Below are 23,246 nucleotides of genomic sequence, written 5' to 3'. Positions count from 1 at the left end.
ATATGAAAAAAGCCGTCCGAAGACGGCTTCTGTTTATTTTTTCAATTCAAAATTGACTTCTTCTTCGGCGGGAGGAATACATTGGCTGCCTGAACAAGCCATATATTCAACGTTGGCAACCAGTTTAGCGGTGTCCTTTTTCAATTTCACGCGTTGAACAAAGGTTACTGTTCCCTCGAAGTATTTCAACTCCATGTTGAAAGCCTCGCTTTTTTCAACCTTCGGTTCCGTGGTAGCTTTGAATTTTCCTACCAGTTCGATACCGTCTGTTTCATCCTCGTCGAGGGTGAAAATAGTAGGTTGGGGACCATTTTCCGGTAGTTCTGTGTCATACAAGTGCCAGCCGCTCTCGATAGTGGCTTTGCAGATGATGTCATAAACACCCTCGCTTACTTTCTTGTAAGAAATTTGCCATTTCACCGGTTTCAGAACCTGTGAGTTTGCAGCTCCAACCATGATGGTTAATATTGCTGTAAGAATTAAAAGTCTTTTCATGAGTAAATCAATTAATTTTTAAAATAATTCCTCTCTAAAATTTTAGTGATGCAAAGTACAAAATTATCGAGAGAAATTGTCTTAGCTTACTGTTAAAAATATTATAATGTTTTCTTCACTGCTACTTCTTCGAAGCTTTCCACGAAGTCGCCTTGTTGAATGTCGTTGAAATTATTGATGTTCAAACCACATTCAAATCCTTTGCTGACTTCCTTCACATCGTCCTTGAAGCGTTTCAGTGAACCCAATTCTCCAGTGAAGATCACAATACCGTCACGGATCACGCGTACTTTCGAGGAACGGGTGATCTTTCCGTCTCTCACGATACAACCAGCAATGGTTCCCACCTTGGAAATCTTGAAGGTTTCAAGCACTTCCACGGTAGAGGTGATTTCTTCCTTGAATTCGGGAGAGAGCATACCTTCCATGGCGGCCTTGATTTCCTCGATTGCCGTGTAGATGATGGAGTAGAGCCGGATGTCGATCTCTTCTTTTTCTGCCAGTTTCCGGGCTCCCAAAGAGGGACGAACCTGGAATCCGACAATGATAGCGTTGGATGCTGCTGCCAGCATGACATCGCCCTCGGAGATCTGACCTACCGCCTTGTGGATCACGTTTACCTGGATTTCTGGGGTAGACAGTTTGATTAACGAATCGGACAATGCCTCGATAGAACCGTCCACGTCGCCTTTCACGATAATGTTCAGTTCCTGGAAGTTTCCGATCGCAATACGTCTTCCGATTTCGTCCAGCGTGATATGTTTCTGCGTGCGCAATCCTTGCTCGCGTTGCAGTTGCTCGCGTTTGTTGGCAAGGGCGCGAGCATCTTTCTCGTTCGCCATCACGTTGAATTTATCACCAGCTTGGGGCGCCCCGTTCAACCCGAGGATCAATGCCGGGCATGAAGGTCCGCCTTCTTCCATTTTGGCACCCCGCTCGTTGAACATGGCTTTCACGTGCCCGAAATATTGTCCGGCAAGCACGACATCTCCGACATGGAGAGTTCCGCTTTGTACCAGGACGGTGGCAACGTATCCGCGTCCTTTATCCAGTGAGGATTCTATGATAGAACCCGTCGCTTTCTTGTGCGGGTTGGCTTTCAATTCAAGAATTTCCGCTTCAAGCAATACTTTTTCCAGTAGCTCTTCCACGTGCAATCCCTTTTTAGCGGAGATTTCTTGGCATTGGTATTTACCGCCCCATTCTTCCACGAGGTAGTTCATGGCTGCCAGTTCCTCCCGTATCTTGTCGGGGTTAGCTCCCGGTTTGTCGATCTTGTTGATTGCGAATACGATCGGTACGCCTGCCGCACTAGCGTGGTTGATAGCCTCCACGGTTTGTGGCATCACGCTGTCGTCAGCCGCAATGATAATGATGGCGATATCGGTTACCTGTGCACCTCTGGCACGCATGGCGGTAAACGCCTCGTGACCCGGGGTATCCAGGAAAGTTACCATTCTTCCGTCGGTCAATTTCACGCTGTAAGCCCCGATATGCTGCGTGATACCTCCCGCTTCACCGGCGATCACGTTTGCTTTACGGATATAGTCGAGCAAAGATGTTTTACCGTGGTCGACGTGTCCCATGACCGTAACGATCGGGGAACGTGTCTCCAGCATATCTTCTGTTTCTTCTTCTTCCTCCTCGATCGCTTCCTGAATGTCCACGCTGACAAATTCAACCTCGAATCCGAATTCTTCTGCCACGATGTTGATGGTTTCGGCGTCCAGGCGTTGATTGATAGATACGAATAGCCCGAGCGACATACAAGCCGAGATAATCTCTGCCACGGAAATATCCATCATGGTGGCTAACTCGCTAACCGTAACGAATTCCGTGAGTTTAAGAACATTCTTTTCCATTTCGGCTTGCTCCATTTCGGCTTGCATTTTCTGGTGCACAGCGTCCCGTTTGTCTCTCCGGTGCTTGGAAGCCTTTGTCTTTCCTTTACTTCCGAGGCGGGCAAACGTATCTTTGATTTGTTTTTGAACGTCTTCCTCCGAAATTTCAGCCTTGCTGGCTTTCTTTTTCTTGATTTTTTTGAGCTTCTTTTTGTTCTCTTCCTGTTTTGCCGTTTTGGATGTGTCGATGCTGATTTTTTCGTCCTTTTTCAGGATGCGCTTTCTCTTTTTGCGAATTTCCGTGTCGTCAGAATCCTCCACTTCCTCTTTTTTAATCGGAACATTTCTCTTTAGAGAAATCTCGTCCGTACTTTTCGGTGGAATAAGAGATTTCTTCTTCAACTCGCGCTTGTCTTTTTCCCGTTCTTGTTTACTCTTTTTCGGAGGACGAGTGCGTTGATTGATAGCGTCTAAATCGATAGACCCTACAACTTTCACGTCTTTTATGGTTGGGGTCGGGGATTTATAGCTGATTTCTTGTTTCTCCGTGTTGGAAGTTTTTTCTTCCGTTTCTCGTGGAGTTTCCTGTTTTATCTCTTCTCTCGGTTGTTTTACAAGAACTTTCGGGGTCGATTGGGCAACGGGGATTTGCTCTTCTTGGCGTATCTCCGTTTGCGCAGCAATCGTTTTTTCTTCTACTTGAACTTCCACGGGTGCTTCCTCTTTCTTCTCTTCCTGTTTTTCTTCTTTTTTCTCTTCCTTCAACTCTTTCTTTTCCTCTACCTTTTCTTCCGGTTTGGGTTTATTGAGTTTGTTCAGGTCGATATGATCGACAACTTTTATTTTGCTTTCCAGTTTGATCTCGTCTTTCACGGAAATAAATTCCGGTTGATGAGATTCCGTGATTTCGCCCATGTTATCGATGGAAACGGTCTCTTTCTTTGTCCGCGAGTTTTTTAAGTCAACGCGATTGGACTCTTTTTTAGCCTCGCTATCGGTGGAGAACTCTTTGGCTATCAAAGAGTATTGTTCATCAGTTAACTTCGCGTTCGGATCAGATGAAATCTTAATCCCTTTATCTTGTAGGAAATCCACTATCGTGGACAAGCCTACGTTAAATTCTCTAGCAACTTTACTTAGTCTAACTGCCATATTAAGATTTTATTTTACAAGCATTCATAACCTTGAGCGTCCTTATTCAAATTCGGCTCTTAATACTCTGAGAACCTCCCTGATGGTCTCTATCTCAAGATCAGTCCTGCTCTCTAATTCTGATTCACTTAACTCCAGTACGCTCTTGGCGGTATCGCAACCTACGCGTTTCAGTTCTTCAATGATCCACGGTTCGATTTCGTCGGAGAATTCTTCCAGATTCACGTCTTCCTCCTCTGCTTGTTCCACTTCGCGGTACACGTCGATCTCGTATCCGGTGAGCTGGCTTGCCAGTTTGATGTTCAAGCCGCCTTTACCGATCGCCAGGGATACTTCCTCCGGGTTCAGGAACACGTTTGCTCTTTTGTTTTCTTCATCCAGTTCGATTTTGTTGATCTTGGCGGGATTCAACGAACGGGTGATATAAAGTTGTACGTTGTTCGTGTAGTTGATGACGTCGATATTCTCGTTTCTCAATTCCCGGACAATCCCGTGTATGCGCGATCCTTTCATACCCACGCAGGCTCCCACGGGGTCGATACGGTCGTCATAAGATTCGACAGCCACTTTTGCACGTTCGCCCGGAACCCGTACCACGTTTTTGATCGTGATAAGACCGTCGAATATTTCCGGCACCTCGTTCTCGAACAATCTTTCGAGGAACACTGGTGATGTCCTGGAAAGAACGATGTAAGGAGAGGCGTTTCTCATTTCAACCCGGATGACCACGGCGCGAATCGTATCCCCTTTCTTGAAGAAATCACTCGGGATTTGTTCTTGTTTGGGTAATATCAATTCGTTCCCTTCGTCGTCAAGTACCAGAATTTCTTTTTTCCATACCTGGTAAACTTCCCCAGTCACGATCTGACCCACTTTCTCTTTGTATTTCGTGAAAATGTGGTCTTTTTCCAATTCCAGGATTCGAGCCGACAGGTTTTGTCTTAATGCCAAAACAGAACGCCGCCCGAAGTCTTTGAATTTCACTTCGTCGGTGACTTCTTCTCCCACCTCGTAATCGGAATCTATTTTCTTGGCGTCGGTCAATGATATTTGTGTGTTCGGGTTCTCGAATTCCGCATCTTCCACAACCGTGCGGTTTCTCCAGATCTCCAAGTCCCCTTTGTCTATATTGATAATGATGTCAAAATTTTCGTCTGTGCCATATCGTTTGATAAGCATATTTCTGAAGATGTCTTCCAAAACTCTCATCAAGGTGGCTCTGTCGATATTTTTTAGCTCTTTGAATTCTGCAAATGAATCAATCAAATTAATGTTTTCCATTTTATCTTGTGTGTTTAGAAAATAACAATGTCTTTTACCTCCTTTATATCCGTGAAAGGGATATCTTTATCCATTTTTACGATACTTTTCTTCTTTTTCCCCTCAACTGCAACTTTCTCTTCGCACTCGAGCGTGATTCCTGCGTCTGAAAAGGATTTTAATATTCCCTGTATTTTCCCGCCGGTTTGTAGCTTTACCTCAACTTCTTTGTTTAGGTTTTTTTCATACTGCTTGGGTACTTTGAACGGGTAACCAATGCCGGCACTCGAAACGGTGAGGGCAAAGTCTTCGGTTTCCCGGTCGAGTTGCGCTTCCAGTTTTTTGCATATCTGCCGGCAGGTGCCCACGTTGACCCCTTGTAGCGAATCGATGTAAACCTCTATCGTGTTTTCCGAGGACACGATCAAGTCAACCAAAAACAAGTCGCCTTCTTCCAGTATGGATTCAATAATTTCTTGTATTTCCCTTTTACTTTTCATTCTATTCTCAAATTCTAAGATAACAGACGAGGGGACTTACCGCCCCCTCGTCTGTTAATAACCGCTTGCAAAGATACAATTAATTCTTTTTATTCCAAATGGTTCGTGTGAAAAAAATGCAGGATATAGCAGCTCTTCTCCTTACACGGTAGAGTTGTCCGTTTATAAGTGTAATTCCTACTTTTTATCCGATAGAATACATACACTAAAGTAGTAATTCCAGTGCAATAGCATAAAAAAACTTATTATTGCCCTTATAAAACGCTATTAGAACGCTGTACTAGAAATAGGGTTTTAATAGCGTTTTATATGGTATTGCACTGGAATTGCTGCTTTAGTCATATTGAATTCATTTGGGTAATCTATATGTTTTAAAAGAGAACTCCTTTGATAAATACATCGTGAAAGTCCAATAAATTAACTGTTTACAAAATGAGTGACTCGAAAAAATGAAACATATTTGTCACATTCTTTCTATAGTTCCAAATAAAATTTGTAAGTTTGCCGAAATTTTGTGAATTATGGAGTTTAAAGCAAAGGATATAGCAGCTCTGCTTGGTGGAGTTGTGGATGGAGATCCGGAAGTTATTGTAAATAATGTGTCCAAGATAGAAGAGGGAAAGCCTGGTACGCTGGCTTTTCTTGCTAATCCTAAATATGAACACTATATTTACACGACGCAAGCGTCCATCGTGCTGGTAAACAAAACTTTCGAGCCTACCCACGAGTATGCGTGCACGTTGATCCGCGTGGAATCGGCTTATGATGCTATTGCTTCGTTGCTGCAGATGTACGAGGATATGCGTCCGAAACCAGTGGGAATAGAACAACCGTCTTACATTAATGAAAGTGCCACGATAGGAGAAAAGCCTTATATCGGGGCATTTGTTTATATAGGAAAAGGGGCAAAAATAGGCAATAATGTAAAAATATATCCCCAGGCTTATATCGGCGACGGGGTGACTGTCGGGGACAACACGATTATTTATTCCGGGGTGAAGATTTACACGGGATGTGTTGTGGGAAAATCATGTATCTTGCATGCCGGGGCGGTTCTCGGGGCTGATGGATTCGGTTTCGCTCCGGAAGGAGATCATTACAAGAAAGTCCCGCAGATCGGGAATGTAGTGTTGGAGGATAACGTGGAAGTTGGGGCAAACACTTGTGTGGATAGAGCGACAATGGGTTCTACTATCATTCATGCGGGAGTGAAATTGGATAATCTGGTGCAGATTGCGCATAATGTTGTCGTGGGTGGCAACACGGTGATCGCTGCACAGTCGGGTATCGCTGGGACAACGAAAATCGGGGAGAATTGCGTGTTTGGCGGACAGGTGGGTATCGTGGGGCACTTGACGATTGGGGCTGGAACCCAGATCGCCGCTCAGAGCGGTATCACTTCCAATATAGCGGAGAAATCCGTGTTGCGCGGGTCGCCTGCTTTCGATTACCCGAAATACCAGAAATGCTACGTGATGTTCCGCAAATTGCCGGATATGTACTCGCAGTTAAGAGATTTGGAAAAAGAAGTTGCAAATTTAAAGTCAAAATAAAATGTCAGTGAAGCAAAGAACTTTAAAGAGTGAATTCTCTTTGAGCGGAAAAGGTTTGCATACCGGCAAAACGGTAACGGCGACTTTCAAGCCGGCGGAAGAGAATTTCGGATATAAAATACATCGGGTAGATTTAGAGGGAACTCCTGAAATTCCCGCTTTGGCTGCATATATTAAATTGATGGATCGTGCCAGTTGTCTGGAAAAAGACGGAGTTTGCGTCTTCACGATGGAGCATGCGATGGCTGCCCTTTACGGTTGTGGCATCGACAACTGCCTGATCGAGTTGAACGGGGAAGAATTCCCGATCCTGGACGGGAGTGCGAAGTATTTCGTGGAAGCCATTGAGAAAGTGGGTATCGAGGAGCAGGCGGCAGAACGGAAATATTTCGTTGTGAAAGAGCAAATGGAGTATTGCAGCGAGGATGGGCAAACCAAGTTAACCTTGTTGCCCGATACGGATTACAACGTGAATTTAGTTGTTGCTTACGATTCTCCTTACTTGCAGATGCAATACGCTTCTTATTCAAGCAAAACGACGGACTTTGCTAAGGAAATAGCTCCTTGTCGCACGTTCGTGTTCTTGAGAGAGTTGGAAACGTTGTTGCAGCACAACCTGATAAAAGGTGGTGATTTGGATAATGCCATCGTGATCGTTGACCGGGAGATTTCTCAGGTAGAAGTGGATCGTTTGGCGAAATTATTCAATTATGATTCTATCGAGGTGAAACAAGGCGTGTTGAATAACCTGATCTTGTATTTTGATAACGAGCCGGCACGTCATAAATTGTTGGATGTTATCGGTGATTTGGCATTATGCGGACGTTTCATCAAGGGACGCGTGATTGCAGAAAGACCGGGACACAAGGCAAACACGACTTTGGCACAAAAGATGTGCAAGGCTATTGCGCAGGCAGAACGCGGGGATGTCCGTCCGGACGTGGACACGGATTCCGAACCGTTGATGGACGTGAACAAAGTACGTTCCCTGTTGCCTCACCGTCCTCCTTTCTTGTTAGTAGACAAAATCTACGAGGTGACGAACGATATCGTGATCGGTTGCAAGAACGTGACGATGAACGAGCCTTTCTTCGTGGGACACTTCCCGGAAGAACCTGTTATGCCGGGTGTGTTGATCGTGGAAGCGATGGCGCAATGCGGTGGTATTCTCGTGTTGAATCAGGTGGAAGATCCGGAGAATTATTCCACTTATTTTGTTAAAATTGATGGCATCAAATTCCGTCATAAGGTGGTTCCGGGGGATACGTTGGTATTCAAATTGGAGAGGATTGCTCCCATACGCCGCGGGATCGTGACGATGAGAGGGTATGCTTTCGTTGGTAAAACTTTAGTATGTGAAGTTGCGGAATTTATGGCGCAAGTTGCAAAAAACAAGAAGGATTAGTAAACTTGCATCCGCAAAAATGAAAATAATATATATCATTAAATAAAAAACGAATGAAACAACCGTTGGCTTATGTTCATCCAGAGGCTCAAATTGCTGATAACGTGGTAATTGAACCGTTTGTAACGATTGACAAGAACGTTGTTATAGAGGAGGGAACAAGAATTGGCTCGAATGTTACGATCCTGGAAGGTGCGCACATTGGGAAGAATTGTAAGATTTTCCCGGGAGCTGTTATTTCTGCTGTCCCCCAGGATTTGAAGTTTAAAGGCGAGAAATCTATCGTGGTGATCGGTGATAACACGACCATCCGCGAATGCGCCACCATAAATAGGGGTACTGCCGCGAAAGGAATTACCAAGGTAGGGAACAATTGTTTGATTATGGCTTACGTTCACATTGCCCACGACTGTGAGATCGGGAATAATTGTATCATAACCAATGCTTGCCAGTTGGCAGGTGAGGTGGTGGTGGATGATTTCGCAATCATCGGGGGGATGACCGCCGTACATCAGTTCGTGCATATCGGGCGCCACGTGATGATTCAAGGTGGTTCGTTGATCGGGAAAGACGTACCTCCTTACGTGAAAGCTGGAAGAATGCCCTTGTCTTATGCTGGGGTAAACTCCATCGGGTTGCGTCGTCGTGAATTCTCGAACGAGAAGATCAACGAGATTCAGGATATTTACCGTATTCTTTTCCAATCCGGGTTGAATACTTCGGATGCGGTTGAACGGATCGAGGCTGAAATGGCAGCATCCAAAGAACGCGATGAGATAATCTTGTTCGTGCGTAGTAGCAAACGGGGTATCATGAAGGGGTACATGGGTTAAGCTGTGCATCATTTAGAATTAATATATTTTAGAGCTTGGCGGTATCGTCAAGCTCTATTTGTTTAAATTGGTTTGTTGGGGCGGGACTGGCTTGCTAATTTGAATTTAGAAGGGATGGTTATGTATAAAAGAATATTGGAGTTTTTGAAGGATAAGCCTGAAGAGTATCAGTTAAGTACAAGTAAGTTTTGGGATGATGGGCATATATCTGAATATATGCTTGACGCGCATTTGAATCCTGATGCGGATGGGGCATCTCGAAAGCATGAATTTATCAAACGTTCCGCGATCTGGATAGCAAGTCTTGTCCCCAATCCGGTAGGGAAAGAATTGCTCGATTTAGGATGTGGCCCCGGGTTGTATGCCACCGTTTTTGACGATTTGGGTTTCCGGGTTACCGGTGTCGATTTCTCGGAGCGTTCCATTGCCTATGCGAAGGAGCAGGCTTTTTGGGAAAATAGGCAGATCACTTACCATTACATGAATTATCTTGAGATGGAGTACGAACGGCAATTCGATGTGATAACTTTGATTTATTGTGATTTCGGAGTTTTGAAGCCTGAAGATCGGCATCGGTTGTTGGGCAAGGCAAAAAGGGCGTTAAAGCCGGGCGGGATGCTTGTCTTGGATGGCTTCACGAGTGAACAATACGTGGATTTTGAAGAGTCCGAAATGGTGAGTTACGAGCGTTCTGGGTTTTGGAGTGATTCGCCATACGCGTGTATTCAAAGAAATTTCAAGTATGATGAAGCTAAAATTTACCTTGAACAGTATGTCGTTATCACGGAGGATGATTGTGAGTGTTTTAATATCTGGAATCAGGAATTTACTAAAGATTCCTTGACGAAGGAATTGCAGGATGCAGGGTTCTCGGAATTCCGGTATTATGACGATATCAGCGGTAAATCTTACACGGGGGATAGTAAGACGATTTGTGTTGTAGTGCAGTAAAGATGATAATAAAAAAAGCACTTCGAAAGAAGTGCTTTTTTGTTGTTCTAATCCTGAGATTATAATTTAGGACCTGCGGTAACCAATGCTTTTCCGGCAGCGTTTCCTTCGAACTTCTTGAAGTTCTTGATAAAGCGTTCAGACAAATCTTTTGCTTTTGTTTCCCATTCGCTGGCGTTGCTGTACGTGTCGCGAGGATCGAGGATGTTCGGATCAACTCCCGGTAATGCGGTCGGCACTTGGAAGTTGAAGAACGGGATGTTCTTGGTCGGGGCTTTGTCGATAGAACCGTCAAGGATAGCATCGATAATACCACGAGTATCTTTGATAGAGATACGTTTTCCGGTACCGTTCCATCCGGTGTTTACCAAGTATGCTTTTGCTCCTGATTTTTCCATTTTCTTCACGAGTTCCTCTGCATATTTGGTCGGGTGCAATGACAAGAATGCTGCACCGAAACAAGCGGAGAATGTCGGGGTCGGTTCGGTAATACCACGTTCCGTTCCAGCTAATTTAGCGGTGAATCCGGACAAGAAATAGTATTTCGTTTGTTCCGGGGTCAGGATAGATACCGGAGGTAATACCCCGAATGCGTCAGCTGACAAGAAAATAACCTGCTTGGCAGCCGGGCCTTTAGAAATCGGTTTCACGATATTCTTGATGTGATAGATCGGGTAAGAAACACGGGTATTTTCAGTAACTGATTTATCATTGAAATCGATCTTGCCGTTAGCGTCAACGGTTACGTTCTCTAACAAAGCGTCACGTTTGATAGCGTTGTAAATATCCGGTTCTGCTTCTTTGCTCAAGTTGATTACTTTAGCATAGCATCCGCCCTCGTAGTTGAACACGCCTTCGTCATCCCATCCGTGCTCGTCGTCACCGATCAACAGACGTTTCGGGTCAGTTGACAAGGTGGTTTTACCCGTACCGGACAAACCGAAGAAGATGGCGGTGTTCTTGCCATTCATATCCGTGTTGGCAGAGCAGTGCATGGAAGCGATGCCACGTAACGGGTTCAAATAGTTCATGATAGAGAAGATTCCCTTCTTCATTTCACCACCGTACCAAGTATTCAGGATGACTTGTTCTTTGGTCTTCAAGTTGAAAACGGTAGCCGTTTCAGAGTTCAACCCTAATTCCTTGAAGTTTTCTACCTTAGCTTTAGCAGCGTTGAAAGAAACGAAATCGGGTTCCCCGTAGTTAGCTAATTCTTCTTCTGTCGGACGGATAAACATATTCTTCACGAAGTGAGCTTGCCATGCCACTTCCATGATGAAACGTACTTTCAGACGAGTACCTTCGTTGGCACCGCAGAATGTATCCACTACATATAGTTTCTTGCCGGATAGTTCTTTCACGGCTTTTGCTTTCAGATCAGCCCAGGCTTCTTCCGAGCAAGGTTTGTTGTCGTTCTTGTACTCCTCGGAAGTCCACCATACTGTGTCGGCACTGGCTTCGTTCTTTACAAAGAATTTATCTTTGGGAGAACGTCCGGTGTAGATACCGGTCATCACGTTTATGGCACCGAGTTCGGTTAAATATCCTTTTTCGTACCCTTCCAGTTTCGGGTCTGTTTCAGCCTTGTACAATTCTTCGTATGAGGGGTTGTGTAAGATTTCTTTCACCCCTGTGATTCCATAAATGCTTAAATCCAATTTTGACATAGCAATAAATTTATGTTTGTAAATTAATTAACTCCTTTTTTCCGTAATCAGACCACAAAATTAGGAAACATTTTGATATAAACAATCAGCTTTCCCTTTCCCGTGAGCCTTTATATATAATTAACACATCGGCATTAACCGTCAGCGTGTAATGACGTGCTTATCCTGTTGTACACTGTTTGTACGTGTGGCTCGATGAATTTGTTAGTGTCGATCCCACGTATGTAACTATCGGTAAACACGGGATTTAATTTATTGTCTATCCGGTTTCGCCCGATAGCGGTGAGGGCTGCGCTTTGCAGAAAGGGAGAGGCGGATTGCAGGTATTCGCTTACCCGGTTTTCCAAGTCTTTTCTTTTGGAAAGTACTAGCGTCCCGAAATATTCGGCGATCTCGAAGCTATGACAATGTTCTAACAATTGTGTAATTTTTTCAGTAATTAAATCCTCGACGGGGAATAAAAAGCAAGCGACAATTTGTTCTTCCCGTCTTCCTGTACCCCACAAGAGTTGTGCCACTTTTTGATCTTTGGAATAACGGGTTGCCAGATTTTTTAAAGAAAGGTAACTAGCCCCGATTTGTCCCCGGGTATCCGCCCCCACGTTCTCCATACTGTCGAGGCTTCTTCCGTTTTGCAAGCGAAAGATTCGGCGGCTGATTTCCTTGAAGGTTTGTTCCGTTTCTTTGTTTATCGGGAATACTTTCATTATTTCTCAATGCATTAGTGAAAAATTTGCTTCACAAAAGTAGGGATAAATAAATGATTCGGGGAAATAAAAATGATATTTTATAACATATTCAAACGTTTGTGTAGAAGTCGCTTATATTAAAGTTTCTAAATGTGTTAAATATTTATTAAGATTTGGACGTGAAACGGTTGTTTCACGGGTTATCGCTAATTTCGTGCTTCAAAATTGTGCTCGAATAGATTAATGTTTTAATAATAAGAACGATGATTAAGTTTTTCACGTGCTCGCTGTTTTGTTTTTTTGTCTTGACCGGTGTTTGTCAAAAGGCGAATTACAAGCAGGCGGAGAAGTTTATGAAGATGGACACAAGAGCTTTGGTCGGCTCGACGAGTGTCGCGCCGAATTATTTGAAGAAGAGTGACAAGTTTTGGTATTCTTACCGGAAAGCGGATGGAGTGCGCTATTTTTTCGTGGATCCCAAAGCAAAGTCGCAAAGAGAGTTGTTTGATCGGGATTTTATGGCAGCGGAAATCAGCAAAGTGACTCATAAGCCCGTGAATAAGCAGGAGCTTCCTATCTCGGGCATTACTTTCAAGGATGACGAGCGAACTATGAAGTTTATGGTTGACACGTTCCGTTTCGAGTATAATATCAACACTGGGCGGTTGGTTAAGATTGATTCTGCCAGGAAGAAGCCAACGCCGCCTGCTCCGCGGAAAAAGACAGGCTTGTTCGGAACTTATTCCCCGGACAGCTCTTATATCGTGTATGCCAAAAGTCATAATTTGTATATGTTGCGCGTGAAAGATTCGGTGGAAACTCAGTTGACAACCGACGGGGAGATAAAATATTCGTATGCCTCTTCTGGTACGGATACTTCAACGGCAAGGAGGGATGCCCGTGTCACTTGGTTCGAGAATTCCGAACGTTTCTACGTTCGCCGTACAGACCGGAGAAAGATTAAATCCTTGTATCTCGTGAATAATTTGTCTTCCCGTCCCACGCTTAGCGAATACGAATACGTGATGGCGGGTGACGAAAACGTGCAACAAGAGGAGCTTTATCTTTTCGATACGTTGAATAAGAAGCAAATTAAAGTACCTGTGGAGAAATGGAAAGATCAGACAATTCGTTTGTTTACTCCCGGTAAGAAAGTAGAACGTCTTTATTTTTTGAGAAAAAAGAGGACGTGTGACGAGATCGATTTCTGTCGGGTAAACCCGGAAACGGGCGAGGTGAAAGTGTTGTTTAGCGAGATTGATAAGCCTTATTTCAATAATGAATTTTTCAACTTGTCCCTGTTGAATGACGGGGAAGATATTATCTGGTGGTCGGAACGCACGGGGCACGGTCATTTCTATCACTATGACGGGGAGGGAAATTTGAAAAACACGATTTCTTCCGGGGCATGGACTGCCGGGAAGCTGATTAAGATAGATACTGTCGGGCGCACGATTTATTTCGAGGGATACGGGCAAGTGAAAGGCGAATGCCCTTATTTTGCCCGGATAAACAAGGCTCGTATCGACGGGAACGGTCAGGTAGAAATGTTGACGCCGGAACAGGCGACGCACGAGGCTGTTTTTTCCGGGTCGGGACGTTATTTCGTGGATAATTATTCCCGTGTCGATCTGGAACCTAAAAGTGTGTTGCGGGATAATAAAGGGAAGAAGATTCTTGATCTGGCTTCGCCTGATCTGGCAGCTCTTTATGCCACGGGTTGGCGAATGCCGGAACCTTTTACTTTGAAAGCCGCGGACGGGGTAACCGATCTCTATGGTTATATGTGGAAGCCGGCAGATTTTGATTCCACGAAGACTTATCCGATTATCTCGTATGTTTACCCGGGACCCCAGACGGAGGCGATCCCGTTGAAATTTAGTATCAAGGCGGCATATAACACGGCACTGGCACAAGTTGGCTTTGTCGTGGTGACTTTCGGGCACCGGGGTGGCAGCCCTTTGCGGGACAAGTGGTATCATACGTTCGGGCACGGTAATCTTCGCGATTATCCCTTGGCGGACGATAAGTGCGGGATCGAGCAATTGGCAGAGCGATATCCTTTTATAGATAAGTCGAAGGTCGGTATTTTCGGGCATTCCGGTGGAGGCTTTATGTCCACGGCGGCGATATGTACTTACCCGGATTTCTATACGGCAGCCGTTTCCTCCGCGGGGAATCATGATAACAATATATATAACCAATGGTGGGGAGAGACTCACCACGGGGTAAACGAGGTGAAGTCATTCGAGAAAAAGACGGTGAAAGACTCCGTCACCGGGAAGGATTCCACGATCACCGAAGAAAAGGTGAAATTTACAAGCCGTATCCCCACGAACATTGAATTGGCAAAGAATTTGAAGGGTTATTTGATGTTAGTCACGGGAGATTCGGACAATAACGTGCATCCGGCAAATACGATTCGGATGGCGGATGCCCTTCTACGTGCCGGGAAGAATTTTGATTTGGTGATACTTCCCGGACAACGTCATGGTTTTCAAGGTATGCCGCAAGAATTTTATCAACGGAAGATGTGGTTCCATTTCGGTAAATATTTGTTGGGCGATTTTTCTTCCGATAAATTCCGGGAGATAGATGCCTTTATGCGATTGTAAAAAGGAATTTGATATTTTATTCCGTGATTGCCGATTTTGTGATTTTTTTGATTGCAAGGTCGGCAATTCTTTTCAAGATATTCCCGCTTCTATCAATTCTTCGATTTTTTCGATCAATTGTTCAGTGGTTAATTCCATTTCTTCAATAGCCATCCAAGTTACGATATTTTCCCGGTTTACCAAGTAGACCCGGGGAATGGTGCTATTGGCGAAAAGTGAAAAAACTTCTCTTGCCGGATCGAGATAGAAAGGCATCTTGAATTCGTTTTTCGACCAGTATTTGTTGACGTCGGAGGCTGTTTCTGCCCGGGATACCGTGACGAGTTTGAAATCTGTGTTTTCATGTAATTGTTGCCATATACCCTCGATCTTGGGTAACTCCCGTTCACAATCGGGGCAAGTAGTCATGAAAAACACGAGCAACGTCACGTGTCCCTTTAGTTGCTCGCTGTTCAGTTCTTCCCCGGCAGCATTTTTCACGGTAAAGTCCGGCAGTTGGTCACCAGCCTTGATGTAGTTTTCTATTTCGTCGTCTTGGTCTTTATCTTTCACGCAAGAAGAAAAGAACAAAGAAAATAACGCAAGTAATATAATAGATGTCGTTTTCATAACCTTATTCCTAATTTGAGCGTGAAGATAGTGAATTACATGGAATTCTCTTTGTATGTAACCGGAAAATGTTATTTTTGCAAGCGTGTGAAAATGTTAGTAATAATTAATTGTATGAGTGTGACAACAAAAAAGAAAGAGAGAGTAAAGTTTAGTAAAGCGTTTTGGGTTGCCAACACGGTAGAGTTGCTAGAGCGTGCCGCCTATTATGGGGTATTCGTCGTAATCACGTTGTATTTGAGTAATGTACTCGGGTTTTCGGATATCCAGGCTGCCACTATCGCGGGAATATTTTCCGCTTGTTTGTATTTATTGCCGACATTTTCGGGGGCTCTTGCTGACAAGATCGGCTTCCGGAAATCGATGTTGCTGGCGTTTTCCTTGTTGACATTGGGGTACTTGGGGTTGGGATTGTTTCCTGGCTTCCTAGCGTCCACGGGGTTGGTGGAGTATGGCTACGTGACGAAGTTCACGGGGTTGCAGGAGAGCGGCTATCGCTATGGAATTATCCCGGTTATGGTGTTGATTATTGTCGGGGGATCGTTTATCAAGAGTGTGATCTCCGGTACGGTGGCGAAGGAAACGGACGAGAAGACTCGGGCAAAAGGATTCGCCATATTCTACGGGATGGTGAATATCGGGGCGTTTTCCGGTAAAGTGCTGGTGACTCCCTTGCGGGATGCCATGGGGCACGAGGGGATGATCGTGTTGAATTATTTCTCGGCGGGAATGACGTTGCTTGCCCTGGGAGCGATTTATCTGTTTTACAAGAGTGATAAACACGCCGGGGAGGGAAAGACTTTCCGTCAGATATGGACGGGTTTAGTCAAAGTATGTTCCAACGGTCGGTTGATTGTTTTAATTTTGATTATCACGGGATTCTGGATGGTGCAACACCAGTTGTATGCCACGATGCCGAAGTACGTGACCCGTTTGGCGGGAGAGGGGAGCGCCATCGGTTGGTACGCTAACGTGAATCCGTTGGTGGTGGTGAGCGTGAACCTGGTGACGTCGTTGATGCGAAAGAAGTCGGCGTTGTTCTCGATGACTTGTGGTATGTTTATTATGCCCGTTTCTGCTTTGTGCATGGCTTCCGGGAATATGTTAGGGGGTGGAGAGATTCTCGGTTTGCACCCGGTGGCGTTTATGATGATCGTGGGTATCGTGTTCCAGGGATTGGCAGAGGTGTTTATTTCTCCCCGTTTCCTGGAGTATTTCTCGTTGCAGGCTCCGAAGGGAGAGGAGGGAATGTATCTCGGTTTTAGTCATTTGCATTCTTTCTTGTCGTCGATCTTCGGTTTCGGGTTATCGGGTTTCCTGTTAAGCAAATACTGTCCCGACCGGGCTTTGTTTAGTAGCGAGGCGGAATGGGCTGCCGCTTCGGCAAACGCACATTATATATGGTATTATTTTGCCGTTATTGCTTTAGTATCAGCTGTCGCCCTGATTATTTACGGTCAGGTGGTGCGGCGCATGGATGTTAAGAAGGCTGTGGTATGATGTATTCCTCTTCGGCTCTTCTCCCACTCTTCTCTACTTTTTAAGCGGTTGTTATTCGATTGTTATCCGATTATAAAACGAAATAATGCGTTTAATAATTATTTAGAGATAGAACATTATCTTGTTTTAATGTAGAGAAGAGTGGGAGAAGAGTGGGAGAGGAGCTGGAGAGGACTGGGATTAGATAAGGGGCGGGTGTTTTGATGTGTGTCGTAGTCGTTCGTGTTTTTGGGAATTTTGTTCGTAAGAATGGAAATTCTTTGTTAGCTTTGTGGGAATGATGAAAGATATGAAGACGATTATAGACTTATTCGAGAGAAGTTGTAAGATGTTTCCCGACCGACCTTATTTGTGGGAGAAAAGGAACGGGGAATACGGGGCGACGACGTACACGGAAGTGAAACGGGAAGTGATGGACTTTGCCGGGGCTTTGTGTATGTTGGGGTTGGAACGGGGCGACCGGGTGGCGTTGTTGAGCGAGGGATGCAATAAATGGGTTTATTCGGAGTTGGGAATGTTGTGTGCGGGAGGGGTGAATGTGCCGTTGTCTATCAAGTTGACGGACGGGGAACTCGTTTTTCGTATTCAACATTCACGGGCAAGATTTTTGCTTGTTTCAGCTAATTTTTTGAATCGGGTGAAAGGGATTGAAGGGGAGATCCCTGATGTGGAGAAGATTATTGTGTTCAATTCGATGATAAACGAGGGACGTTACTTGTCTTTCGAGAAGGTGCAGCAGGAGGGGAAAGAATGGTTGAGGACGCATCAGGCAGAGCTGGACGCACGGATTGCCGCGGTGGGAGAACATGAACTGGTGAATATTTCTTACACGTCGGGCACGACAGCCGAACCGAAGGGTATCATGCTGTCGCACCGGAATTACGTGACGAACGTGTTGCAGGCGGATTCGTTAATCCAAATACCGGATCATTATAAAGTGTTGTTATTTTTGCCGTGGGATCATAGTTTTGCCCACACGGTGGGGCTCTACTCGTTCATGTATAACGGGGCATCGGTGGCATCGGTGGATTACGGGCAGTCGGGAATGGAGTATTTGCGGAATATCCCGGTGAATTTGCAAGAGGTGAAACCTCATGTCTTGTTGAGCGTTCCGGCGTTGGCAAAGAATTTTCGCAAGAATATCGAGGCGGGCATTCGGGCAAAAGGGCGTTTCGCCGATCGTTTTTACCGGTGGGGATTGAAACTTGCTTATAAATATAACGGGGGCGGGGACGACCGGGGAAAAGGGAGCAGATGCCTGCTGAAACCTTTGGTGAAGTTGTGGGATGCCGTGTTATTCTCGAAGATCAGAAAACAAGTGTTCGGGGAGAACCTGCAATTTTTTGTCGGGGGTGGAGCCCTTTTGGATATAGAGTTACAACGGTATTACGCGGCGTTGGGAATCCCGATGTTTCAAGGGTACGGGTTGTCGGAGGCTTCTCCGGTGATTAGTTCCAATACCCCCCGGCGATATCGGTTCGGTTCGTCGGGAGTGCTGGTGAAACCCATGGATTTATTGATCTGTGATGAGGACGGAAAACCGTTGTCACCCGGGCAGAAAGGTGAGTTATGGGTTCGCGGGGGAAACGTGATGGAAGGATATTGGAGGAACGAGAAAAGCACGGCAGAAACGGTCGTCGACGGCTGGTTGCACACGGGTGACCTGGGGTATCTGGATAAGTCGGGTTGGCTCTACGTGTTGGGGCGTTTCAAATCTTTGCTGATCGCGAATGACGGGGAAAAATATAGCCCGGAGGGAATAGAGGAAACGATCGCTGAGCAATCCAAGTATATTGATTATTGCATATTATATAATAACCAGTCGCCTTACACGGCGGGGTTGATTGTCCCGAGCAGGACGGCACTGCGGGAGTATATTGAGAAACAGGATGTGGAGCCGGGGTCCCCGGATGCATACCGTTTGATGATAAAAAAGTTGCAGGATGAATTGATGGCTTACCGGGCTGGAGGACGTCATGCTAATTTGTTCCCGGAGAGATGGTTGCCCGCGGTTGTTGCCATACTGCCCGAGCCTTTGACGGAACAGAACGGGATGATAAATTCTACTATGAAAGTGGTAAGAGCTAAAGTTTACGATCGTTTTAAGGAAGAAATCGCTTATCTTTACACCCCGGAAGGAAAGGATATGACTAATAAGTGTAACCTTCAGAATTTAAAACAGTTAATGAGATTTCCGATTCGGTGATTTCCGATTTAATCACGGAATTCATCAATCTGAAATCATTAAATCTAAAATTGAGAAATGGTTCGTCGGAAAACAAAACAAGTAAAGGTCGGTGATATTTATATCGGGTCGGAATATCCCGTGTGTGTGCAATCCATGTTGAATACGGACACGATGAACACGGAGGCTTGCGTGGAACAGGCGATCCGGATTATTGAAGCGGGAGGAGAGTTGGTGAGAATCACGGCTCCCGGGGTAAAGGAAGCAAGGAATTTGCAAAATATACACGCGGAATTGCGCCGGAGGGGATACAAGACACCGCTTTCGGCAGATATTCATTTTAACCCGGAGGCGGCGATAGAGGCGGCGAAGCACGTGGAGAAAGTTCGTATCAATCCCGGTAATTTCGTGGATAAACGGGCGACATTCAAGACGTTGGTGTACACGGACGAGGAGTACGCGGAAGAATTGCAGCGGTTGAGGGAAAAGTTCAGGGAATTTCTCGACGTGTGCCGGGAGTATGGTACGGCAGTACGGATTGGAACAAACCATGGTTCTCTTTCCGATCGTATTATGAGCCGCTACGGGAATACGCCTGCCGGAATGGTGGAGGCGACGATGGAATACCTGCGGGTATGTCGTGACGAGAAGTTTAATGATGTGGTGATTTCTTTGAAATCGAGTGATTGCCGCGTGATGGTGGAGGCGGTACGTTTGTTGGCGCGGCAGATGGAAAAGGAGGGGATGGATTACCCGTTGCATTTGGGCGTGACGGAAGCGGGCGAGGGGGAAGACGGGAGAATCCGTTCGGCTGTGGGTATCGGTACTCTTTTGAACGAGGGGTTGGGGGATACCATTCGAGTTTCTTTGACAGAGGAGCCGGAACGGGAAATTCCCGTAGCGAGGGCTTTGGTTATGGCGTGTCGTTCTGTTGACACGAAGGAGCACCCCGTTCGGCTGGAGGGGCGTTATTCTCATCCGGTGATTGTCGCGGATATTTCTCGGGTGGAATGTATTGACGAGTCGGTTATGGAGAAATTGGATTTCCACGTGGCGGCGGTGAATGACCCCGTGTATGGCGATATGTTGCGCGCGGGGGAACGAGCCCCGGAGATTATTTACACCGAGGCGTTAGGACCGGAATTGACAAAATTGCCGGATTCGGTTACCGTGGTTGTGCCTTATGAAATGCTTGACGTGGCTCACGTGTATAACCGTAAAGCGGTGGCATTGATCGGTGCAGGGGAATTTATACGCCTCTCGAAGCCCGTGGAAGGAGATTGTGTTTTCGTGGAGTTGTGTGACGGGGAATTTATGAATGCTGATTTGGCGAGAAAATTGGAGGAGGATAAATCGGCTGTCGTGGTGCTTACCCTTGATATCCCGTCTTATTCCCTGTATCGGGAGTATTTTGGGCGGTTGGAACGTCTGGGTATAGAGAATCGAGTGGTTGTTCGTTTGATTTCGGGTGAAGAGGATTTGTCCGCGCTCAGTTTGTCGGTGGCGGCGAATTTAGGCGGTTTGTTCCTGGATCGCCTGGGGTATGGATTGTGGTTGTCTTTCACTCGAGTTCCGGATGCATTCTACGGTGTGCAGTTGAGTCGGGATATATTGCAGTCGGCGGGAGTTCGGCGTTATAAAACGGAATTTATCAGTTGCCCGGGATGTGGGCGGACACTATATAATTTGCAGGAATCCGTGGCTCGGGTGAAAAAGGCGTTCGGTCATTTGAGTCGCTTGAAAATAGCCGTGATGGGATGTGTGGTCAACGGGCCCGGAGAGATGGGGGATGCCGATTACGGTTACGTGGGTGCAGGAAATGGAAAGGTGAATCTGTTCCGGGGCAAAGAGATGGTACGGGTAGGTGTGCCGGAGGATGAGGCGATAGAAGCGTTAAAACAATTGATTGTAGAAAGCGGGGATTGGAATGACTGACGTGCGGGACAATACACCACTGGTATTGGGAACGGAGAAGATCGGGAAGTTGCTGATGCAATATGCTATTCCCGCGATTATTGCCATGACGGCTTCTTCGTTGTATAATATGGTGGATAGTATATTTATCGGTCATGGCGTGGGACCATTGGCTATCGCGGGTTTGGCGATCACGTTCCCGTTGATGAACCTGGCGGCGGCATTCGGTTCGTTGGTCGGGGTGGGAGCCTCGACGCTGGTGGCGATCAAGTTGGGACAGAAGGATAAAGAAAGCGCGACTCACGTGCTGGGTAACGTGGTGTTGCTGAATGCTATTATCGGGTTGATATTCATGACTGTGGCATTGGTATTTCTAAATCCGATATTATTGTTTTTCGGGGCAAGTCCGGATACTTTGCCTTATGCCCGGGAATACATGGAAGTAATTCTTGCAGGTAATTTAATTACCCATATTTACATGGGGCTGAACGAGGTGTTGAGAGCCTCGGGGTACCCGAGAAAAGCGATGACGGCTACCTTGATGGCGGTGATCGTGAATTGCGTCCTGGATGCGTTGTTTATTCTCGTGTTCGAGTGGGGAATAAGAGGTGCGGCGTTGGCGACGATTATGGCTCAAGTGATATCTTTGAGTTGGCAGTTGCATCACTTTTTCGATAAAAAGAGTTTCCTGCATTTTCAACGAGGTATATTCGGGCTGAAACGGCATATCGTGGGAGGTATGTTGGCTATCGGACTATCGCCGTTTCTGATGAATCTGTGTGCCTGTTTCGTGGTGATTTTGATAAACAAGAGCTTGAAAGCCCACGGGGGCGATTTGGCTATCGGGGCTTACGGTATCGTGAATCGGGTTGTTTTCCTGTTTATTATGATCGTGATGGGTTTCAATCAGGGAATGCAACCTATCGCGGGATATAATTTCGGGGCACGGCAATTCGATCGTTTGATACAGGTTTTGAAATACACGATCTTTTGCGGGGTGACGGTTACGACGATCGGTTTCTTGTCGGGACAGTTATTTCCCCGGTCGATCGTTTATCTTTTCACGACGGACGCCGAGTTGATTCGTATCGCGGTGGAGGGATTGCGTATCGTGGTGATATTTTTCCCCGTGGTTGGTTTCCAGATGGTGACTTCGAGTTTCTTTCAATCCATTGGAATGGCGAAGAAAGCTATCTTCTTGTCGCTGACACGGCAGTTGCTGTTTTTGATCCCTTCGCTTCTGATTCTCCCGAATTTTTTCGGCACCGATGGGGTATGGATGAGTATGCCCGTGGCGGATGCTATCGCCACAATCGTGGCAGCCTTGATGTTGAGGTGGCAATTGAAACATCTGAAAGTGTAAATAAATTTGTACGTTAAGGGCAACGGATTTAGAAAAAAAACGATAGTTTTGTAGAAGAAATAGCTTAAAAGATAGACTTATGGAGAATTTTGTTATTACCGTGGGGCGCCAGTTCGGCAGTTGTGGCAAAGAAATTGGGCACGCGCTAGCCGAGAGATTGAATATTGCTTTTTACGATAAGGAGTTGATCGCCTTGGCATCAAAAGAGAGCGGATTGTGCCAGGAATTTTTTGAAAAGGCAGACGAGAGGAATTCGGGGAACCTATTGCAGGCTTTTGCTGCCGGTTTTACTTTCGGACCGTTCCAGTATAATGATTTCCTCTCGAATGATAAACTTTTCCAGATACAATCGGATGTGATCCGGAAAGTGGCGAATGAGCATTCTTGCGTGATCGTGGGGCGATGTGCCGATTATATCCTGCGGGATAACAAGCGGTGTATCAATGTATTTATCCACGCCGATATGGATACTCGGGTGAAAACCGTGATGAGCCGCCAGCATATTTCGGAACAGGAAGCCCGTGAGTTGGTGAGGAAGATGGATAAGACGCGTCCTAATTACTACAATTTCTATTCTGATAAAGAATGGGGCGTGGCTGCATCCTATCATTTATCCGTGGATTCTTCTTTACTGGGGGTACAGGGAACTGTCGATTTTATCGAGGAGTTCGTGAAAAAAGCATTGCGGGAGGGGTAATGCTCCAGCCAGTTTGT

At 45.8% G+C, this 23,246-nt stretch carries 17 protein-coding genes; 10 read left to right on the top strand and 7 right to left on the bottom strand.

Annotation, left to right across the window (positions count from 1 at the left end; genetic code table 11):
* Positions 1 to 33 precede the first annotated feature (33 nt).
* The 4 genes from A3CY_RS0108630 to rimP all read right to left on the bottom strand — a co-directional run bounded on the left by A3CY_RS0108630 (position 34) and on the right by rimP (position 5,248).
* Complete coding sequence (locus tag A3CY_RS0108630; protein ID WP_026207463.1) at positions 34 to 495, bottom strand: protein-disulfide reductase DsbD domain-containing protein; 462 nt, start codon at positions 493 to 495, stop codon at positions 34 to 36.
* Between the two features lie 101 nt (positions 496 to 596).
* The gene (gene infB, locus A3CY_RS0108625; protein WP_018337512.1) at positions 597 to 3,488 is read right to left on the bottom strand and encodes a translation initiation factor IF-2; all 2,892 of its coding nucleotides are present in this window, start codon (positions 3,486 to 3,488) and stop codon (positions 597 to 599) included.
* Positions 3,489 to 3,530: 42 nt separating this feature from the next.
* Complete coding sequence (nusA, locus tag A3CY_RS0108620; protein ID WP_018337511.1) at positions 3,531 to 4,769, bottom strand: transcription termination factor NusA; 1,239 nt, start codon at positions 4,767 to 4,769, stop codon at positions 3,531 to 3,533.
* A 14-nt stretch (positions 4,770 to 4,783) separates the two neighbouring features.
* Positions 4,784 to 5,248 carry a ribosome assembly cofactor RimP gene (gene rimP / locus A3CY_RS0108615; protein WP_018337510.1) on the bottom strand — a complete coding sequence of 155 codons (465 nt, stop codon included), beginning with the start codon at positions 5,246 to 5,248 and terminating at the stop codon, positions 4,784 to 4,786.
* 521 nt (positions 5,249 to 5,769) lie between these two features.
* On the opposite strand from rimP, the gene lpxD reads away from it, so the two are divergent.
* The 4 genes from lpxD (at position 5,770) to A3CY_RS0108595 (ending at position 9,990) form a co-directional block, all read left to right on the top strand.
* Complete coding sequence (gene lpxD, locus A3CY_RS0108610; RefSeq protein WP_018337509.1) at positions 5,770 to 6,801, top strand: UDP-3-O-(3-hydroxymyristoyl)glucosamine N-acyltransferase; 1,032 nt, start codon at positions 5,770 to 5,772, stop codon at positions 6,799 to 6,801.
* Between the two features lies 1 nt (position 6,802).
* Positions 6,803 to 8,206, top strand: a complete 1,404-nt coding sequence (locus tag A3CY_RS0108605; protein ID WP_018337508.1) for a bifunctional UDP-3-O-[3-hydroxymyristoyl] N-acetylglucosamine deacetylase/3-hydroxyacyl-ACP dehydratase — start codon at positions 6,803 to 6,805, stop codon at positions 8,204 to 8,206.
* A 53-nt stretch (positions 8,207 to 8,259) separates the two neighbouring features.
* Positions 8,260 to 9,039: an acyl-ACP--UDP-N-acetylglucosamine O-acyltransferase gene (gene lpxA, locus A3CY_RS0108600; protein WP_018337507.1), complete on the top strand. Its 780-nt coding sequence runs from the start codon at positions 8,260 to 8,262 to the stop codon at positions 9,037 to 9,039.
* A 120-nt stretch (positions 9,040 to 9,159) separates the two neighbouring features.
* Positions 9,160 to 9,990, top strand: a complete 831-nt coding sequence (locus A3CY_RS0108595; RefSeq protein WP_026207462.1) for a class I SAM-dependent methyltransferase — start codon at positions 9,160 to 9,162, stop codon at positions 9,988 to 9,990.
* Between the two features lie 59 nt (positions 9,991 to 10,049).
* On the opposite strand, the gene pckA is transcribed toward A3CY_RS0108595, so the two are convergent.
* Positions 10,050 to 11,657 carry a phosphoenolpyruvate carboxykinase (ATP) gene (gene pckA, locus A3CY_RS0108590; protein ID WP_018337505.1) on the bottom strand — a complete coding sequence of 536 codons (1,608 nt, stop codon included), beginning with the start codon at positions 11,655 to 11,657 and terminating at the stop codon, positions 10,050 to 10,052.
* Between the two features lie 134 nt (positions 11,658 to 11,791).
* Positions 11,792 to 12,364, bottom strand: a complete 573-nt coding sequence (locus A3CY_RS20620) for a DNA alkylation repair protein (RefSeq protein WP_018337504.1) — start codon at positions 12,362 to 12,364, stop codon at positions 11,792 to 11,794.
* Positions 12,365 to 12,609: 245 nt separating this feature from the next.
* Here A3CY_RS20620 and A3CY_RS0108580 point away from each other — a divergent pair, with 245 nt between their 5' ends.
* A complete protein-coding gene (locus A3CY_RS0108580) occupies positions 12,610 to 14,961 on the top strand; it encodes a S9 family peptidase (protein ID WP_018337503.1) in 2,352 nt (783 codons plus the stop codon).
* A 72-nt stretch (positions 14,962 to 15,033) separates the two neighbouring features.
* On the opposite strand, the gene A3CY_RS0108575 is transcribed toward A3CY_RS0108580, so the two are convergent.
* On the bottom strand, positions 15,034 to 15,570 hold the full coding sequence (locus A3CY_RS0108575; RefSeq protein ID WP_040371540.1) for a TlpA family protein disulfide reductase: 537 nt from the start codon (positions 15,568 to 15,570) through the stop codon (positions 15,034 to 15,036).
* A 120-nt stretch (positions 15,571 to 15,690) separates the two neighbouring features.
* On the opposite strand from A3CY_RS0108575, the gene A3CY_RS0108570 reads away from it, so the two are divergent.
* The 5 genes from A3CY_RS0108570 to A3CY_RS0108550 all read left to right on the top strand — a co-directional run bounded on the left by A3CY_RS0108570 (position 15,691) and on the right by A3CY_RS0108550 (position 23,229).
* Positions 15,691 to 17,070 (top strand): MFS transporter, encoded by a 1,380-nt coding sequence (locus A3CY_RS0108570; protein WP_026207460.1) that lies wholly within the window; start codon positions 15,691 to 15,693, stop codon positions 17,068 to 17,070.
* 289 nt (positions 17,071 to 17,359) lie between these two features.
* Positions 17,360 to 19,276 (top strand): AMP-dependent synthetase/ligase, encoded by a 1,917-nt coding sequence (locus A3CY_RS0108565; RefSeq protein WP_394330659.1) that lies wholly within the window; start codon positions 17,360 to 17,362, stop codon positions 19,274 to 19,276.
* A 57-nt stretch (positions 19,277 to 19,333) separates the two neighbouring features.
* Positions 19,334 to 21,190 (top strand): (E)-4-hydroxy-3-methylbut-2-enyl-diphosphate synthase, encoded by a 1,857-nt coding sequence (gene ispG / locus A3CY_RS0108560; protein ID WP_018337499.1) that lies wholly within the window; start codon positions 19,334 to 19,336, stop codon positions 21,188 to 21,190.
* A complete protein-coding gene (locus A3CY_RS0108555) occupies positions 21,183 to 22,532 on the top strand; it encodes an MATE family efflux transporter (RefSeq protein WP_018337498.1) in 1,350 nt (449 codons plus the stop codon). The genes ispG and A3CY_RS0108555 overlap by 8 nt, the downstream gene beginning before the upstream one ends.
* A 79-nt stretch (positions 22,533 to 22,611) precedes the next feature.
* Positions 22,612 to 23,229: a cytidylate kinase-like family protein gene (locus tag A3CY_RS0108550; RefSeq protein ID WP_018337497.1), complete on the top strand. Its 618-nt coding sequence runs from the start codon at positions 22,612 to 22,614 to the stop codon at positions 23,227 to 23,229.
* The last annotated feature ends 17 nt before the right edge of the window (positions 23,230 to 23,246 follow it).

This window comes from Butyricimonas synergistica DSM 23225 (assembly GCF_000379665.1).
In the GTDB taxonomy this organism is placed as follows: domain Bacteria; phylum Bacteroidota; class Bacteroidia; order Bacteroidales; family Marinifilaceae; genus Butyricimonas; species Butyricimonas synergistica.
Note: the sequence above shows the minus strand (reverse complement) of the source record. Positions and strands in the feature narration are given on the sequence as shown.